Raw genomic sequence first — 15,370 nt, forward strand, 5'->3', positions numbered from 1 at the left:
TAGCACAATCTTATAGCCCCGCCCAAGTTCCAAATTGCGGTTTTCGGGGCAACCTGCGACAGGGATACAATAATCGGAGGAATTGAAAATGGCGAATATCGTTGTCCAGAATATCGAGCGGACCGATCTGAAACTGGTCGACGGGCTCGGCCAATGCGGCGTCGCCACGGTTCACGAAGCGCAGGGCCGGACCGGTCTGATGGCCTCGCACATGACCCCGATCTATGCCGGCGCGCGGGTGGCCGGAAATGCCGTCACCATATCGGCGGCCCCCGGCGACAACTGGATGGTCCATGTCGCGATCGAACAGATGCAGGAAGGCGACATTCTGGTGCTCGAGCCGACCAGCCCCTGCGAAGACGGTTATTTCGGCGATCTGCTGGCGACATCCGCGCAAGCGCGCGGCGGTCGCGGCCTGATCATCAATGCCGGTGTCCGCGATGTCCGCGATCTTACCGAAATGAATTTTCCGGTTTGGTCGAAGGCGGTTTTCGCTCAGGGAACGGTCAAGAATACATTGGGATCGGTCAATGTTCCGATCGTCTGCGCCGGTGCGCTGGTCAATCCGGGCGATGTGATTGTCGCCGATGATGATGGCGTTTGCGTCGTGCCCCGGCAAAATGCCGCCGAAGTGCTCGAAAAGGCGCAAGCCCGGGAGGCCAATGAGGAAGAGAAACGGCAGAAGCTGGCAAGCGGTATCCTCGGCCTCGACATGTACAATATGCGCGAACGGCTGGAGAAAGAAGGCCTGAAATATGTCTGACGGCCCGCTGGCCTCGGCCCGCGTCATGTGGATGCGCGGCGGCACGTCCAAGGGCGGCTATTTTCTGGCAGAGGATTTGCCCGCCGGGCGGCCGGAACGGGATGCCTTTCTGCTTCGCATCATGGGTTCGCCGGATGAGCGACAGATCGACGGTATGGGCGGCGCCGATCCGCTGACCAGCAAGGTCGCGGTCATCCGCAAATCCGATCGCGAGGGTATCGATGTCGACTATCTGTTTCTGCAGGTCTTTGTCGATCAGGCTCTGGTGAGCGATGCGCAGAATTGCGGCAATATCCTCGCCGGCGTCGGCCCCTTTGCCATCGAGCGCGGACTGGTTGCCGCCACGGACGAGCAGACCAAGGTCACGATCTTCATGGAGAACACCTCGCAAACCGCCGTTGCGACGGTGGAAACTGCGGGCGGCATGCCGGTCTATTCCGGCGATGCCCGGATCGATGGCGTGCCCGGCACCGCGGCTCCGGTGCCGCTGGAATTTCGCGATACGGCGGGATCGAGTTGCGGGGCCCTGCTGCCCACCGGCAATGCTGTCGATATCATCAACGATGTGCGCTGCACGTTGATCGACAATGGCATGCCCTGCATCGTGATGAAGGCGGAAGATGTCGGCGCGACCGGCTATGAAAGCCGTGAAGACCTTGACGCAGCCGAAGAGTTGAAGACCCGCATCGAAGCGATCCGGCTGGCCGCTGGCCAGCGGATGAACTTGGGCGATGTCGCAGAAAAATCGGTGCCCAAGATGATGCTGGTCGCCCCACCCCGAAATGGCGGCGCGATCACCGTGCGCAGCTTCATTCCCAAACGCGCCCATGCCAGCGTCGGCGTGCTCGCGGCGGTCACGGTCGCGACGGCTTGCCTGATCGAAGATTCTCCCGCTGCCGAGGTCGCCAATATCCCGGACGGCAGGCGCAAAACCATGTCGGTCGAACATCCCACCGGCGAAACCACCTGCGTCATGGAAGTCGACGATACGGGCAATGTGACCAGCGCCGCGATGCTGCGCACCGCACGCAAATTGATGGACGGGGAGGTTTTCGCATGAGTGCCAATTCACAGGGCCGCATCACCAGCTGGCACGGCAGTCCATCGAAGCCGACGTTCACGCCGCCGCCGGGTGCGGTGGACGCCCATTGCCATGTCTTCGGCCCGCAGGCCTCCTTCCCGTTCAGCCCGAAGGCGAAATATCATCCCGAGGACGCCGGGCCGGATATGCTCTTTGCCCTACGCGATCATCTCGGTTTCGACCGCAATGTGATCGTCCAGGCCAGCTGCCACGGCACCGACAACAGCGCCACTCTGGATGCCATCGCGAAGTCGAACGGCAAGGCGCGCGGCGTCGCTGTGGTGGACCCGGATATCAGCGATGCCGAACTGGCCGCGCTGCACGATGGCGGCATCCGCGCCGTTCGCTTCAATTTCCTCAAGCGCCTTGTCGACAATGCGCCCAAGGACAAGTTTCTCGAAGTCGCCGGCCGTCTGCCCGCGGGCTGGCATGTCGTGATCTATTTCGAAGCCGATATATTGGACGAGATGCGTGCCTTTATCGATGCGATACCCGTGCGGGTGGTTATCGACCATATGGGCCGCCCCGATGTCAGTCAGGGGCCCGACGGACCGGAGATGAAAGCCTTCCGCACCTTGCTCGAATCCCGCCCCGATATCTGGTTCAAGGCAACCTGCCCCGACCGGCTCGATGAAAGCGGCGATCCGTGGAATGACTTTGCCACAGCGGTCCGGCCGCTGGTCGAGGACTATCAGGATCGCGTGATATGGGGCACCGACTGGCCGCATCCCAATATGCAATCGAACATTCCGGACGACGGCCATCTGGTCGATATGATCCCGAGAATTGCGGTGACCGAGGCACTTCAGCGCAAGCTGCTGGTCGACAATCCGGTGCGGCTCTACTGGCCGGAGACTCTCTGACGAGCGGTCTCATGACTGTCGCCGGACCGGTCATCGCGTGATTGGCGGTTGATCTTCCGGCCAAGTTCGTTTCAATCAATATCGAAGACCGCAGCCAGCCTGCTGTCCGGGGCTGATGGCTTTTGCGAGCGGTGCCGGGTGTCAGGACGGCTGCCAACGATACAGGATTGAAGGACAGGAATGCATGCAGGATTACAGTGAGATACGCGAAGAAGTTGCCAAGCTATGCCAGAAATTCCCGGGTGAATATTGGCGGGCGCGGGACAAGGCGCGCGAATATCCCAGCGATTTTGTCGCCGCTCTCGGCGAGGCCGGCTATCTTGCAGCCCTGATCCCCGAAGAATTTGGCGGCGCTGGATTGCCGATTTCGGCAGCGGCGGCGATCCTCGAGGAAATCCAGGCGCAGGGCTGCAACGGCGGCGCGGTGCACGCGCAAATGTATATCATGGGCACGATGTTGCGGCACGGATCGGAAGAACAGAAGTCTAAATATCTGCCGAAAATCGCCACCGGCGAACTGCGGCTGCAGGCCTTCGGCGTGACCGAGCCGACCAGTGGTACCGATACGCTGGCTCTGAAGACCGTCGCCAAGCGCGACGGCGATGATTATGTCATCAACGGCCAGAAATTATGGACCAGCCGCGCCGAGCATAGCGACCTGATGCTGTTGCTCGCCCGCACGACGCCGCGTGATCAGGTGGCCAAGCGCACCGATGGCCTGTCGGTGTTTCTCGTCGACATGAATGCGGCTTTGGGCAACGGGCTGACGATCCGGCCGATCGACACGATGATGAACCACAGCACCACCGAATTGTTCTTCGACAATATGCGCGTGCCCGCCGCCAATCTGATTGGCGAGGAAGGCAATGGCTTCCGCTATATCCTCTCCGGCATGAATGCCGAGCGGCTGCTGATCGCGGCGGAATGTATTGGCGACGCCAAATGGTTCATCGAGAAGGCGACGGCCTATGCCAAGGAGCGCGTCCTGTTCGGCCGTCCGATCGGCCAGAACCAGGGCGTCCAGTTTCCCATCGCCCGCGCCTATGCGCAGATGCGCGCTGCCGAATTGCTGGTCCACGAAGGCCTGCGCAAATATGAAGCCGGCGAAAATTGCGGCGAGGAAGCCAATATGGCCAAGATGCTCGCCGCCGATGCCAGCTGGGCCGCCGGCGAAGCCTGCGTCCAGACCCATGGCGGCTTCGGCTTTGCCGCGGAATATGATGTCGAACGCAAATTCCGCGAGACAAGGCTCTATCAGGTCGCGCCGATCAGCACCAATATGATCCTGTCCTATGTCGCCGAACATGTGCTGGGTCTGCCGAGGAGCTATTGATGAGCGACTGGGCGGACTGGATCGGCAAGAGCGAGACGCGGCATGATGTGATCACGGCGGGGCTGCTGCAACGTTTTTGCGCGACCATCGACCGGCCGGTTACCGACGACATTCCGCAAGGATTGCACTGGTGTCTGTGCCTGCCCGATGCGCCGGCGGCGGAACTGGCAGAAGATGGGCATCCCGCAAAAGGCGGTTTCCTGCCACCGATCCTCCTGCCCCGGCGGATGTGGGCGTCGAGTAGCGTCTCTTTTGATCACCCGCTGCAGCTGGGCGACGAGATCACGCGCGTGTCGACCGTGGCCAGCATAGACGAGAAATCGGGCAAGTCGGGCGATCTGGTATTTGTCGCTGTCGATCATGAAACCCGCGTTGGCGACGTTGTGGCGATCAGGGAGCGGCAGAATATCGTCTATCGCGAGCCAGCGACGACCGCAGCAGCGGCCAGTGTGGCCAGCCACGAAACTACGGACCTCAGCGGTTGGAATTGGCAGCGCACAATCCTGCCGACCGAGCCGTTGCTGTTCCGCTACTCTGCGCTGACATTTAACAGTCACCGCATCCATTATGATCGCCCCTATGCGATGCAGGAAGAAGGCTATCCCGGCCTTGTCGTGCAAGGCCCGCTGATGGCGACATTGTTGCTCAATCTCGCCGCAAGCGAACTGGGCGCAAATCAGCTCTCGAGCTTTGCCTTTCGGGGCCAGGCGCCCGCCTTTGCCAATGATGCTATATATCTCGTCGGCAAACAGGAGGGCGAGACTATTACGCTCGCCGTGATTGGCCATGACGGCAAAGAAATCATGAGCGCGCAGGCGACGATCTAGGGGACCTCCTCTGCAAACTTTACAGCAACGCGCCTTTTTCTTTTCTGTGACCTTTGCCCCAAATCTGCAAAATTCCGGCGCTTTTCAATTAACAACATGGCGCCGAGTGTGACCTTTGGATCAGCGGCGAATTTCGGCCGACTGTGAGCACTGAGTGATGTCCTTTCGTCTGTATCCAGAATGTCAAAGAGCCTAACGGTTGCGAGAATAAGCGATCCGGCACGGTGTAGGAAAGCGCTTTTGCGGGCGTGGATTTTGGAAACTGAGGTGGCGGGAATATTGTTGTACTTTCCGGGTAACAGGACAATATTCTTATATGGGTAATCGAACACTCTCCGTTCGTGCTGAGCTTGTCGAAGCACGGTTGCGCGCACTCGTCCTTCGACAGGCTCAGGACGAACGGCAGAGCGGCCGGCGGATGAATGTTTCTCACGCGAAGGCGCGAAGGGCAGCGCGGCCTTGTTCCTTCGCGGCTTCGCGCCTTCGCGCGCGTTTTGGAGGATAGAATCGCTCTTGGCGGAATGGCGCAATGTTTGTGAAACACGCATAATATCCATGGACCCAAACATGGACGATACCAAACTCTCCGCTCGTGCTGAGCCTGTCGAAGCACGAGTGCGCGCGAACATGCTTCGACAAGCTCAGGACGAACGGGAGAGAGCGGCGCGAAGGAATGTTCTCGCGCGAAGGCGCGAAGACACGAAGGGTGGCGTGCGACCTTGTTCCTTCGCGGCTTCGCGCCTTCGCGCCTTCGCGCGCATTTTGGAGGATGGGATCGCTCTTGGCGGAATGGCGCAATGTTTATGAAACACGCATAATATCCATGAGACCCGCTCAAGGACAATGCCAAACTCTCCGTTCGTGCTGAGCCTGTCGAAGCACGGTTGCGCGCACTCGTCCTTCGACAGGCTCAGGACGAACGGGAGGAGGTTGCGTATTTGGCGGGGCGGTCTCTAGGGTCGGATAGCAAAGGCTGGAGGTCCTGAAACGAGTTCAGGATGACGATGTATCCCGCGACCCGAGCGCAAAAGAAAAGCCCGGCGGCTGCGGGTCACGCGGCCACCGGGCTTTCCTACAGTTGGTTTCGCCTAGAAACGGTCGGCGTTCATCACCTTGGTCCAGGCCGCCGCAAAATCCTCGACAAATTGCTGATCCGCATCATCCGCTGCATAGACCTCGGACACGGCCCGCAATTCCGAATTCGATCCGAAAATCAGATCCACCGGCGTCGCGGTCCAGACCAGTTTGTCCGTCTCGCGGTCGCGACCCTCGTACAGTCCGGGATTTTCGCCGGATTTCGACCATTTGGTTTTCATGTCGAGCAGGTTGACGAAAAAGTCGTTGCTCAGCTGGCCGGGACTATCGGTGAACACGCCGTGGGACGACTTGCCCGCATTGGCGTTCAGCGTCCGCAACCCACCGACCAGCACCGTCATTTCCGGTACGGTCAGGTTGAGCGCGTCGGCCTTGTCCACCAGCGCTGCCGCTGGCGCCATGTCGGCACCGGAGGCATAATAGTTGCGGAAGCCATCGGCCTTCGGTTCGAGATAGGCGAAGGAGGCCGCATCCGTCTGCTCCTGCGTGGCATCGACCCGGCCGGGCGTGAACGGCAGGCTGATCTTGTGGCCAGCCTTGCTCGCGGCCTGTTCGACCGCTGCATTGCCGCCCAGGACGATCAGGTCAGCAAGCGAGACCTGCTTGCCGCCTGAAGCGCTCCGGTTGAAATCCGTCCGGATCGTTTCCAGCTTGCCCAGCACCTTGTCCAGCTCCGCCTTGTCGTTGACGGCCCAGTCGCGTTGCGGGTCCAGCCGCAGCCGCGCGCCATTGGCCCCGCCGCGCATATCGCTGCCCCGGAAGGTCGAGGCCGAAGCCCATGCCGTCCGCACCAGCTCGGGCGTCGTCAGACCAGAGGCCAGAATTTTCGACTTGAGCTGTGCCACATCCGCGTCACCGATCATCGCATAGTCTGCCGCCGGCAACGGATCCTGCCAGATGAAGCTCTGGCTCGGCACATCGGCACCGAGATAGCGGGCCGAGGGACCGAGATCGCGATGGGTCAACTTGAACCAGGCGCGGGCGAAGGCCGCCGCGAATTCGTCGGGGTTCTCATGCCAATGTTCGGCGATCTTGCGGAAACCGGGGTCTTCCTTGATCGCGATATCGGTGGTGAACATGATCGGCGCATGGGTCTTGCCCGGAATATGCGCGTCGGGGACCATGTTGGCGGCGTTCGGATCGCTCGGGATCCACTGCGTCGCACCGGCAGGGCTCTTGACCTTGACCCATTCGAACCCGAACAGATTGTCGAGATACTGGTTGGTAAACGCAATCGGATTGGCCGACCACGCGCCTTCGAGACCGCTGGTAATCGTGTCCTCGGCATTGCCCTTGCCGCATTTATTGGCCCAGCCCATGCCCTGAGCTTCAATACCGGCAGCGGAAGGTTCGTCGCCCATGCATTCCTCTGGCTTGTGCGCGCCATGCGCCTTGCCGAACGTATGGCCACCGGCGATCAGCGCCAGCGTTTCCTCGTCATTCATCGCCATATTGCCGAATGCGCGCCGGATATCGGCAGCGGCCGAGATCGGATCATGATTGCCGTTCGGACCTTCCGGATTGACGTAGATCAGGCCCATTTGGGTGGCGGCGAGCGAACCCTTGAGATCGCCCTTGCCGTCGCGGCGATTGTCTTCCAGCATCTTCGCTTCGGGACCCCAGAACACCAGATCAGGCTGCCAGGCGTCGACGCGGCCACCGGCGAAACCGATGGTCTTGAAGCCCATATCCTCGAGCGAGACATTGCCGGTCAGCACCATCAGATCGCCCCAGGACAATTTCCGGCCATATTTCTGCTTGATCGGCCAGACCAGACGGCGCGCCTTGTCGAGGCTGACATTGTCGGGCCAGCTGTTAAGCGGTTCGAACCTTTGCTCGCCGCCATCAGAGCCACCGCGACCGTCACCGACGCGATAGGTACCGGCGCTGTGCCAGGCCATGCGGATGAAGAACGGACCATAATGACCATAATCGGCTGGCCACCAGTCTTGCGACGTGGTCAGGACCTTGCGGATATCTTCCTTGACCGCAGCGAGATCGAGCGTGGCGAATTCGGCTGCATAATCATAGTCCGGTCCATAGGGATTGGACTGTGCCTCATGCTGGCGAAGCGCCGCAAGATCGAGGCTCTGTGGCCACCAGTCCTTGTTGGACATGGCGCCCGGCGGATCCTGCACCACTGTCTTCTGGGCCTGGGCCGGACTGGCCATTACCAGCGGCGTCATCGACGCGGCCAGCAAGGCGAATAGCGAAACCTGTGATTTGAACATCTCTCTCTCCTGTTGTTTGTCCCGAATATCGTTGCGGAAGAAACTTTAGGCGCAGTCGAATGAATGTCGAAATCAGTAAATTTCCTGAGACTAATCGAAGTTGTCGATCATGATGCTGATGTTGAAATTGTGGCTGGCGAGGCAGGCTGCGGCGTTCTGCGCAGCGCGGAGGCGGTCTTGAAAGACACGGAACATGCGTCCTCTCCGAACACAAGAAAGAAGCCCGGCGGCCGGGTCGCTAAACCGCCGGACTTCTCCTGAATGCCCTTGAAGGGCAAGGTGCGACATCAGGATTGTATCGAGTGAAATGTTTCATCAGATCGATGCCGCAGGATTTTATTAACCGCGATTCTTCGCGGGCACTGTGATCGCAATCACTGGCCAAAAGAAAAATCGGCGCGGTCAGATTTCCGGCGACACAGCGACCGCCACGACCGGGTTACACCGTACGTTTGGCCCGGTCTTTCTGGTTTTGGCCCTGAATTGCGTCCTTTGCCGCGTTCCATTCCTCGTCACCCCAGCCGAGCAGCTGCGAGAAATTGCCGCCGCTCGCGAGATAGCTGCCACCGTCAATGGCGATGGTCTGACCGGTGAGATATTCGACACCGGGGCCGAGCAGGAAAGTCGCGAGATTGGCCAGCTCGTGCATTTCGCCCGGGCGGTTGATCGGTGCACCGCTGCGTTTGCGGTCCTCGTCGCTGCCGGTCGGGTTCAGGCGGGCGGACATGCCCTCGGTCGGGAACAGGCCCGGCGCGATGGCGTTGAGGCGGATATTGTGACGCGCCCATTCTACCGCAAGGCTCTGGGTCATCACGTTGATCCCGGCCTTGGACATCGCGCTCGGCACGGTGAAGGCGCTGCCGTTCCACACCCAGGTGGTCAGGATCGACACGACATTGCCGCGGGTCCCGCCCTCGATCCAGCGCTTGCCGATATCGTGGGTCATATAGAATGTGCCGCGGAAGACGATATTGGCAATCGCGTCGAAACCCCGGATCGAGAGATCTTCGGTGCGGGAAATGAAATTGCCGGCGGCATTGTTGATCAGGCCCGTGAGCGGACCATGTTGCTGCCAGATGATGTCGTTCATCTCGCTGATCATCTCGGCGCTGCGGATATCGCAGGGATGCGGAACGACTTTTCCGCCATGTTTTTCGACCAGTTCCTCGGCCGTTGCCTTGCACACATCGCCGCGCCGGCCGCAGATATGCACCTCCGCGCCCAGTTTGAGCAGGCCTTCGGCCATTTCCTTGCCAAGACCGGTGCCGCCGCCGGTTACGAGAATGCGTTCGCCCTTCATCAGGCCGTCGCGGAACATGAGTTTGCTGGTGTCCATATCATCCTGTCCTATTTTCTGGTTATGGCGACCATGCGAGATGAGTCGCCATAATCAAACTAGCAGTAATGATGCGGCAGAACAGGGGTATGTCGGGACAGGTCCCGGCGGTGCGGGCACGCAGAGGCGGCAGGCGGTGGCGGCCAAAAAAAACGGGAGCTTACCCGAAGATAAGCTCCCGCTGCGCCTCTGTTGGGGCAACCATCCTCTTGCGATTCCGGTGGCCGCTTGTTCGGCGTCGGGTTTCCGGTCCAGTGCGTTGATGGTCGGTTGTTATCCACGTGTCCGCTTGCGCTTCTTCGCTTCGGTTGCCGACCCGCAATTGGTCCAGTCACCTGATGATCCTTGTCCGTCTGATCCGTTCCGGCTTGCGCCTTCCCTTTTCGGACTTTCTCCGATCACCGACCGAGAGATCATTTTCCTTTTCTTGCGAAAAACAAACTGGTCGTCTCGACCATCTTCCGGTTCCCGGGCTGTCCTGCGGGTCATTGCTGACTGGTCGCTGGTTCGTCCGTTTCCCTTCCGATGACCTATATATGCTCCCCGATGCCGAGTCGCTCCTAGGAGAAAAACGGAAGTTATCCACAGGCTATCCAGTTAGCGGTGGAAAACTCCTGCCGATACGGTGGATAAGCTTGGGATTCGGGATGACCAGCGGATTTTAGGGGATTTGTCCGCTGGTCCGGCTCTTTTCAAGGGAGGGGATGAATAAAGAACCGGACCTTTGGACCAATCCCGGCGCCTCGTTCGGGAGGAGGAGGAGGCTGCCGGGATTGTAACTTCTTGCCTCAGACCTGGACCGTCGAGAACAGCACGATGCTGCTGGCGGAGAGGGCGGCGACAATATTGAAAAGCGTTTTCATGGATTTTCTCCTTATTTACAAACGCCTGTCAAACATCTCTTTTCCTGCGTAACTTACAGGCTGCAGATGGTCGCATGGTCATTAGGTTTCAATTGAAAATGGAGAATTAACTGTTGCGTGTTTTGCAACCGGGAATTCCGTTTCACCGGTGCCAATTGAAACCTAACCTGTTGTATTTGCTAAAACAGGTCCTTCAGCAGCTTCTTTCCCTTGTCGAGCGGGTCGCTGCGGAACTTGGATTCCTCATTCGCAATATAGGCGAAAATGCCATCCATCGTCTGGTCGGTGACGCTATCGGTCAGGCCGTCGCGCGAGAGATCTGCACCGCCCAGCCGGGCCAGCGAAGAAACCGATCCGAGCTTTTCGACCTGCTGGTAGGCGCCCAGTTCGGTCAGGGCTTTTTCAACCAGCGGACGGACCTTCGCCGCGAGCTCTTCGCCGGAGGTCCGCCGCAGATAGTCTGAACCGGCTTCATTGCCGCCGGTTACGATTCCGACCCCGTCCTGCAGGGTGAGGCCGTCAATCGCCGAGCGGAACACGGGTTTGGCTTCGAGCGCCGCCCGTCCGGCAGCATCGTTGAGCGTTTTGGTAATATCCTTGGTCAGACCGGCCTTGCTGGTGAAGCGCAGGATGCTCGTGGCCTTCTCCAGCGGACCGGGCAGCAGAATCCGCACCGCTTCGTCGGCATAGAAAGCACCGGGCTGGGACAGCTTGTCGAGCGCGTTGTCGGAGGCATCGCCCAATATGCTTTTCACGCCGGTGGATTGCGCCACCGCCGGTGTCGCGGCGAAAGAGACCATTGCCACCGGCGCTACCGCCAGAGCGAGCGAGGCAAGGATTCTTGCAGAGGTTGTTCCGTGACGCATGACCGTTTCTCCTGTTTATGTCAGGCGATCATAGCATATTCCGGTGGCCAGCCCCTGAACAATCAGGACGCCCTGGTAAAATCATGCAAATCCGCGGCTGCGCGCCGGCCTATTTCCGTTCGGAAAACTCCAGAACGCCCTTGGTCTCGTTGCCCGACAGTCCGGAGAGCGCCAGCGCGAACGGATCGCCTTCATCGGTCTCACCCGACAGGCTGGTTCCCTCGCGCGTCACCTTGAAATCATTGTCGGTCAATTGCTTCTCGTACCAGTCTGCCAACCCATCCACATCGATGGGAGCCTTGAAACCGATGCGGACCTTGCCGCCCTGCCCGTCCTTGTCCTCGATATCGAAACTCGTGACTTGGCTACCGGGATAGAGGTCGACATCGTTCATGTCGAAATCGTCGCTGTCGAGCGTGATCGACGGCAAGTCGATTTCCATCGAGAAACCATCCGCCTTGATCGAGAATTTGCTGTCTTCCCCGTCGCCGCCAATCTTGACTTTCTCGTCATCAGATTTGCTGTCATCACTGAAATCGATGGAGACGCCGGAACCGTCGCCGTCGTCAGCCTTGCTGCAAGCGGACAGGCCGAGCGGCAAGGCGGCCAATAAGATCAGATATTTTTTCGACATGGGTATTTCTCCAGACTGTATTGTTGTATTAATACAGTCTGGAGCTAAATTGGTCAAGCGGCAAAGCCGGATCAGCCGTCTATCGACGCTCCGGGATTAGCAGCATTGACGATTCCGCCATCGACGGGGATAGTCGTGCCGATGACATAATCGCCGGCCGAGCTTGCAAGGAACACTGCTGCCGAGGCCATATCCTCGGGCCGACCGATCCGCTTCGCCGGAATGCCTTTCTCGACCGCATCTTCGTGGTCGCGGGCCGCCTTGTTCATGGTCGAGGCAAAGGCACCGGGCGCGATGCCGGTCATGATGATATCTTCCTGCACCAGCTTCGAAGCCATTTTGCGGGTCAGATGAATGACCGCCGCTTTCGATGCCTGATAGCTGTAGGTTTCCCACGGGTTGACCTTCATGCCGTCAACCGACGCGATATTGATGACCTTGGCCGGGCGTTCGAAACTGGCGGCCGCCTTCAGCTGCGGGTGCAGCGCCTGGGTCAAAAAGAACAGGCCTTTGACATTGGTGTCCATGACCTTGTCCCAGCCGGATTCGGGGAAATCGACATATTCCGCGCCCCAGGCGACGCCGGCATTGTTGACGAGAATGTCGAGCTTCTCTTCGCGCGATGCAATTTCTGCGGCCAGCGCCTTGCAGCCTTCATAGGTAGAAATATCGCCCTGGATATAGGTGCAATTCTCGCCGAATTCGGTCGCCGCCGCTTCGCCCTGGTCCGCCTTGCGGCCGGAAATATAGACTTTTGCGCCCTGCGCGAGAAATCCTTCGGTGATCATCGCGCCGATGCCGCGCTGGCCGCCGGTGACAAGCGCCACACGGCCTTCGAGCGAGAAGAGTTTGTTAAAATCCATCGTCATTATCCCTTAATAGCCGTGCATTTCAGCAACGAGATTGGTGTGATAGTTCACATCACCCATGAACTCCTGCAGCGCGCGGTCGCGCTTCATATAGAGGCCGATGTCATATTCGTCGGTCATGCCAACGCCGCCGTGCATCTGAACGCCTTCCTTGACCGAGAGTGACGTGGCCTTGCCGGCCTTGGCTTTGGCGACCGAAACCATCAGATCCGCCTTGGACGAGCCTTCGTCGAGCATTTGCTGCGCTTTCAGAACGGCAGCGCGGGCAATTTCCATTTCGCTGTAGAGATGGGAGATGCGGTGCTGCAAGGCCTGGAACGAGCCGATCAGCTCGCCGAACTGACTCCGGCCCTTGATATAGTCGACGGTGATATCCATCGAGCCCGCGCCCACGCCGAGCGTTTCGGCAGCCGCGCCGGCGCGACCGGCATTCAGCAGGCGGCGCAAGACGGTATCACCATCGTCCACCTCGCCGATCACCGCGTCGGCATCGACCGTGACGCCGTCAAATTGCACATGTGCCGCCATCGCGCTGTCGACCAGCCGCGCGCTGTCCCGCGAGACGCCCGCCGCATTGGCATCAACCGCGAACAGGGTCAGGCCTTTGTCATCACCAGCCGCACCGCTGGTCCGCGCTGCAACGATCAGCATATCCGCAGAGCCGCCCTGCACGACAAATTGCTTTTTGCCATCCAGTTTGAAACCATTGCCTTCGCGGGTTGCGGCCATGCCGATCTGGTCGGGGCGATGTTTCGCGCCTTCGTCAATCGCCAGACCGAGAACCGTTTCGCCGGCCAGAATGCCCGGGAAATATTTGTCGCGCAGCGCCTTGCCGCCCGCATTGAGCGCTTCCACGCCCGCTACTGCCGTCGTCAAAAAGGGCGAAGGCGTCAGATTGCGTCCGATTTCTTCCAGCACCACACCCGCTTCGATATGACCGAGACCGAGGCCACCCTCGTCTTCGCCAATCATTATGCCGGTGAAGCCCATTTCGGCGAATTGCTTCCACAAAGCATGCGAGAAACCGTCTTTGCATTGCTTGTCCCGAAATTCGCGAAGATGCGCGACCGGCGCCTCGCCCTTCATAAACTCGGCTGCACTGTCGTGGAGCATCTGCTGGTCGTCGTTCAAATAAAGCGGCATGTTCTAGTCCTTGTCTGAAATTGTGCGCGGCGGGGTCGGGCACGAGCCGGTCCCGCCATCATGGCTATGGGATATCGCCTGTCAGGCGCCGGGCAGTCGCAATATCTGCTTGGATATGACGTTCAGCATCACTTCGCTGGTGCCGCCTTCGATACTGTTCGCCTTGGTCCGCAGCCAGCTGCGTGCGGTCATCCCGCCATTGGTCGCGTCGCTTTCCCATTCCAGCACTTCGCTGCCACCGGCCGACATGATCAGCTCGTGGCGGCGCTTGTTGATTTCGGTGCCGGCATATTTCATCATATTGGGCTGCGCCGGGTGGCAAAGCCCCGCCTTGAACGTATCGCCAAAGCGCTCGGCCATGGCGCGGAAGGCCAGCACTTCGATATCCATTTCCGCCATTTGGGCGCGCAGCATCGGATCGTCGAGACGACCCATTTCATCGCGGCCCACCTGGTCGGCAAATTTGGCGCCCAGCGATGTCGCGCCTTCCGAACCGCCGCCGGAAATCATGCTGCGCTCGTGGCCCAGCAGATATTTGGCAACGTCCCAGCCCTTGTTGACTTCATAGACGACCGAGGAAACGCCCTCGCCATATTCTTTCGGCACTTTGACATCATCGAAGAATGTCTCGCAGAAGGCCGACTGGCCGGAGATCAGAACGATCGGCTTGGTGCTGACGCCTTCGCTGGTCATGTCGAACAGCATGAAGGAAATGCCCTTGTGCTTTTCATTCTTGTCGGTGCGCGTCAGGCAGAAGATCCAGTCCGCCTTGTCGGCATAGCTAGTCCAGATTTTCTGGCCGTTGATCAGGAAATGATCGCCCTTGTCGACCGCGCTGGTTTGCAACGAGGCCAGATCGGAACCGGAACCCGGCTCGGAATAACCCTGGCACCAGCGGATTTCACCGCGGGCGATCGGCGGGAGAAAATGCTTCTTCTGTGCTTCGGTGCCGAAATGCAGCAATGCGGGGCCAAGCATCCAGATGCCGAAGCTCGACAAAGGCGACCGGCATTTGAGCCGGGCCATCTCCTGGCCGAGAATTTTTGCTTCAGCCCGTGACAATCCGCCACCGCCATATTCTTTCGGCCAGTCGGGAACCGTCCATCCCTTGGCCGCCATGATATCCAGCCATTCTTTCTGGCCCGGCTTGAAGGTCGCATTGCGTCCGCCCCAGACGGCGTCTTCTTCGCCTGTCATCGGCTCGCGCATCTCCGGCGGGCAATTGGCTTCGAGCCATGCGGCGGTCTCCGCGCGGAATGTTTCCAGATCGGACATCACGATTTTCCTTTTAATTGAGCAATTAAAGTTGGACTATCATAATTGCGTTGATCGATTCAATGATTCCCTTGGCCTGACGGCGAAAAAAAATCGGAGGATCGGACGCAGGACTGGTTCACCATCATCCGGCCTTGAGATTTCCGTAACGGAAACGAGGGCCGGCGGCACAAGTGATTGACGCTCACGGG

At 59.4% G+C, this 15,370-nt stretch carries 13 protein-coding genes; 5 read left to right on the forward strand and 8 right to left on the reverse strand.

Annotated elements, in window-relative coordinates; genetic code table 11:
• The first annotated feature begins 88 nt into the window (after window positions 1–88).
• The 5 genes from ligK to CHN51_RS00945 all read left to right on the forward strand — a co-directional run bounded on the left by ligK (window position 89) and on the right by CHN51_RS00945 (window position 4,867).
• Entirely contained in the window at window positions 89–763 is a 675-nt protein-coding gene (gene ligK / locus CHN51_RS00925) for a 4-carboxy-4-hydroxy-2-oxoadipate aldolase/oxaloacetate decarboxylase (protein WP_100092350.1), read from the forward strand.
• Window positions 756–1,823, forward strand: a complete 1,068-nt coding sequence (locus CHN51_RS00930) for a 4-oxalomesaconate tautomerase (protein ID WP_100092351.1) — start codon at window positions 756–758, stop codon at window positions 1,821–1,823. Before ligK ends, CHN51_RS00930 begins: the two co-directional genes overlap by 8 nt.
• Window positions 1,820–2,707, forward strand: a complete 888-nt coding sequence (locus tag CHN51_RS00935) for an amidohydrolase family protein (RefSeq protein WP_100092352.1) — start codon at window positions 1,820–1,822, stop codon at window positions 2,705–2,707. Before CHN51_RS00930 ends, CHN51_RS00935 begins: the two co-directional genes overlap by 4 nt.
• 184 nt (window positions 2,708–2,891) lie before the next feature.
• Window positions 2,892–4,040, forward strand: coding sequence for an acyl-CoA dehydrogenase family protein (locus tag CHN51_RS00940; RefSeq protein ID WP_100092353.1), 1,149 nt, complete (start codon window positions 2,892–2,894; stop codon window positions 4,038–4,040).
• Window positions 4,040–4,867 carry a MaoC family dehydratase N-terminal domain-containing protein gene (locus CHN51_RS00945; protein ID WP_100092354.1) on the forward strand — a complete coding sequence of 276 codons (828 nt, stop codon included), beginning with the start codon at window positions 4,040–4,042 and terminating at the stop codon, window positions 4,865–4,867. Before CHN51_RS00940 ends, CHN51_RS00945 begins: the two co-directional genes overlap by 1 nt.
• Here the strand turns inward: CHN51_RS00945 and CHN51_RS00950 are convergent.
• The 8 genes from CHN51_RS00950 to CHN51_RS00990 form a co-directional block, all read right to left on the reverse strand.
• Window positions 4,864–5,415, reverse strand: a complete 552-nt coding sequence (locus tag CHN51_RS00950) for a hypothetical protein (protein ID WP_123906204.1) — start codon at window positions 5,413–5,415, stop codon at window positions 4,864–4,866. The two genes, CHN51_RS00945 and CHN51_RS00950, sit on opposite strands and share 4 nt — an antisense overlap.
• A 540-nt stretch (window positions 5,416–5,955) precedes the next feature.
• The gene (gene katG, locus CHN51_RS00960) at window positions 5,956–8,193 is read right to left on the reverse strand and encodes a catalase/peroxidase HPI (protein WP_100092357.1); all 2,238 of its coding nucleotides are present in this window, start codon (window positions 8,191–8,193) and stop codon (window positions 5,956–5,958) included.
• Window positions 8,194–8,632: 439 nt separating this feature from the next.
• Entirely contained in the window at window positions 8,633–9,529 is an 897-nt protein-coding gene (locus CHN51_RS00965; protein WP_100092358.1) for an SDR family oxidoreductase, read from the reverse strand.
• A gap of 1,042 nt (window positions 9,530–10,571) precedes the next feature.
• The gene (locus CHN51_RS00970) at window positions 10,572–11,258 is read right to left on the reverse strand and encodes a DUF4197 domain-containing protein (RefSeq protein ID WP_240616821.1); all 687 of its coding nucleotides are present in this window, start codon (window positions 11,256–11,258) and stop codon (window positions 10,572–10,574) included.
• Between the two features lie 109 nt (window positions 11,259–11,367).
• Window positions 11,368–11,892 (reverse strand): hypothetical protein, encoded by a 525-nt coding sequence (locus tag CHN51_RS00975; RefSeq protein ID WP_100092359.1) that lies wholly within the window; start codon window positions 11,890–11,892, stop codon window positions 11,368–11,370.
• 71 nt (window positions 11,893–11,963) lie between these two features.
• A complete protein-coding gene (locus CHN51_RS00980) occupies window positions 11,964–12,755 on the reverse strand; it encodes an SDR family oxidoreductase (protein ID WP_100092360.1) in 792 nt (263 codons plus the stop codon).
• Window positions 12,756–12,767: 12 nt separating this feature from the next.
• On the reverse strand, window positions 12,768–13,904 hold the full coding sequence (locus CHN51_RS00985) for an acyl-CoA dehydrogenase family protein (protein ID WP_100092361.1): 1,137 nt from the start codon (window positions 13,902–13,904) through the stop codon (window positions 12,768–12,770).
• 81 nt (window positions 13,905–13,985) lie between these two features.
• Window positions 13,986–15,179: an acyl-CoA dehydrogenase family protein gene (locus tag CHN51_RS00990; RefSeq protein WP_100092362.1), complete on the reverse strand. Its 1,194-nt coding sequence runs from the start codon at window positions 15,177–15,179 to the stop codon at window positions 13,986–13,988.
• Window positions 15,180–15,370 lie beyond the last annotated feature (191 nt).

The organism is Sphingorhabdus sp. YGSMI21 (assembly GCF_002776575.1).
Taxonomy (GTDB): domain Bacteria; phylum Pseudomonadota; class Alphaproteobacteria; order Sphingomonadales; family Sphingomonadaceae; genus Parasphingorhabdus.

What these genes read in the sequence shown, in the direction of transcription:
- CHN51_RS00940 (WP_100092353.1), top strand. Translation starts at nt 2,892, where the DNA reads ATGCAGGATTACAGTGAGATACGCGAAGAAGTTGCCAAGCTATGCCAG.
- CHN51_RS00965 (WP_100092358.1), bottom strand. Translation starts at nt 9,529, where the DNA reads ATGGACACCAGCAAACTCATGTTCCGCGACGGCCTGATGAAGGGCGAA.
- ligK (WP_100092350.1), top strand. Translation starts at nt 89, where the DNA reads ATGGCGAATATCGTTGTCCAGAATATCGAGCGGACCGATCTGAAACTG.
- CHN51_RS00990 (WP_100092362.1), bottom strand. Translation starts at nt 15,179, where the DNA reads ATGTCCGATCTGGAAACATTCCGCGCGGAGACCGCCGCATGGCTCGAA.
- CHN51_RS00945 (WP_100092354.1), top strand. Translation starts at nt 4,040, where the DNA reads ATGAGCGACTGGGCGGACTGGATCGGCAAGAGCGAGACGCGGCATGAT.
- katG (WP_100092357.1), bottom strand. Translation starts at nt 8,193, where the DNA reads ATGTTCAAATCACAGGTTTCGCTATTCGCCTTGCTGGCCGCGTCGATG.
- CHN51_RS00930 (WP_100092351.1), top strand. Translation starts at nt 756, where the DNA reads ATGTCTGACGGCCCGCTGGCCTCGGCCCGCGTCATGTGGATGCGCGGC.
- CHN51_RS00935 (WP_100092352.1), top strand. Translation starts at nt 1,820, where the DNA reads ATGAGTGCCAATTCACAGGGCCGCATCACCAGCTGGCACGGCAGTCCA.
- CHN51_RS00985 (WP_100092361.1), bottom strand. Translation starts at nt 13,904, where the DNA reads ATGCCGCTTTATTTGAACGACGACCAGCAGATGCTCCACGACAGTGCA.
- CHN51_RS00980 (WP_100092360.1), bottom strand. Translation starts at nt 12,755, where the DNA reads ATGGATTTTAACAAACTCTTCTCGCTCGAAGGCCGTGTGGCGCTTGTC.
- CHN51_RS00970 (WP_240616821.1), bottom strand. Translation starts at nt 11,258, where the DNA reads ATGCGTCACGGAACAACCTCTGCAAGAATCCTTGCCTCGCTCGCTCTG.
- CHN51_RS00950 (WP_123906204.1), bottom strand. Translation starts at nt 5,415, where the DNA reads ATGCGTGTTTCACAAACATTGCGCCATTCCGCCAAGAGCGATTCTATC.
- CHN51_RS00975 (WP_100092359.1), bottom strand. Translation starts at nt 11,892, where the DNA reads ATGTCGAAAAAATATCTGATCTTATTGGCCGCCTTGCCGCTCGGCCTG.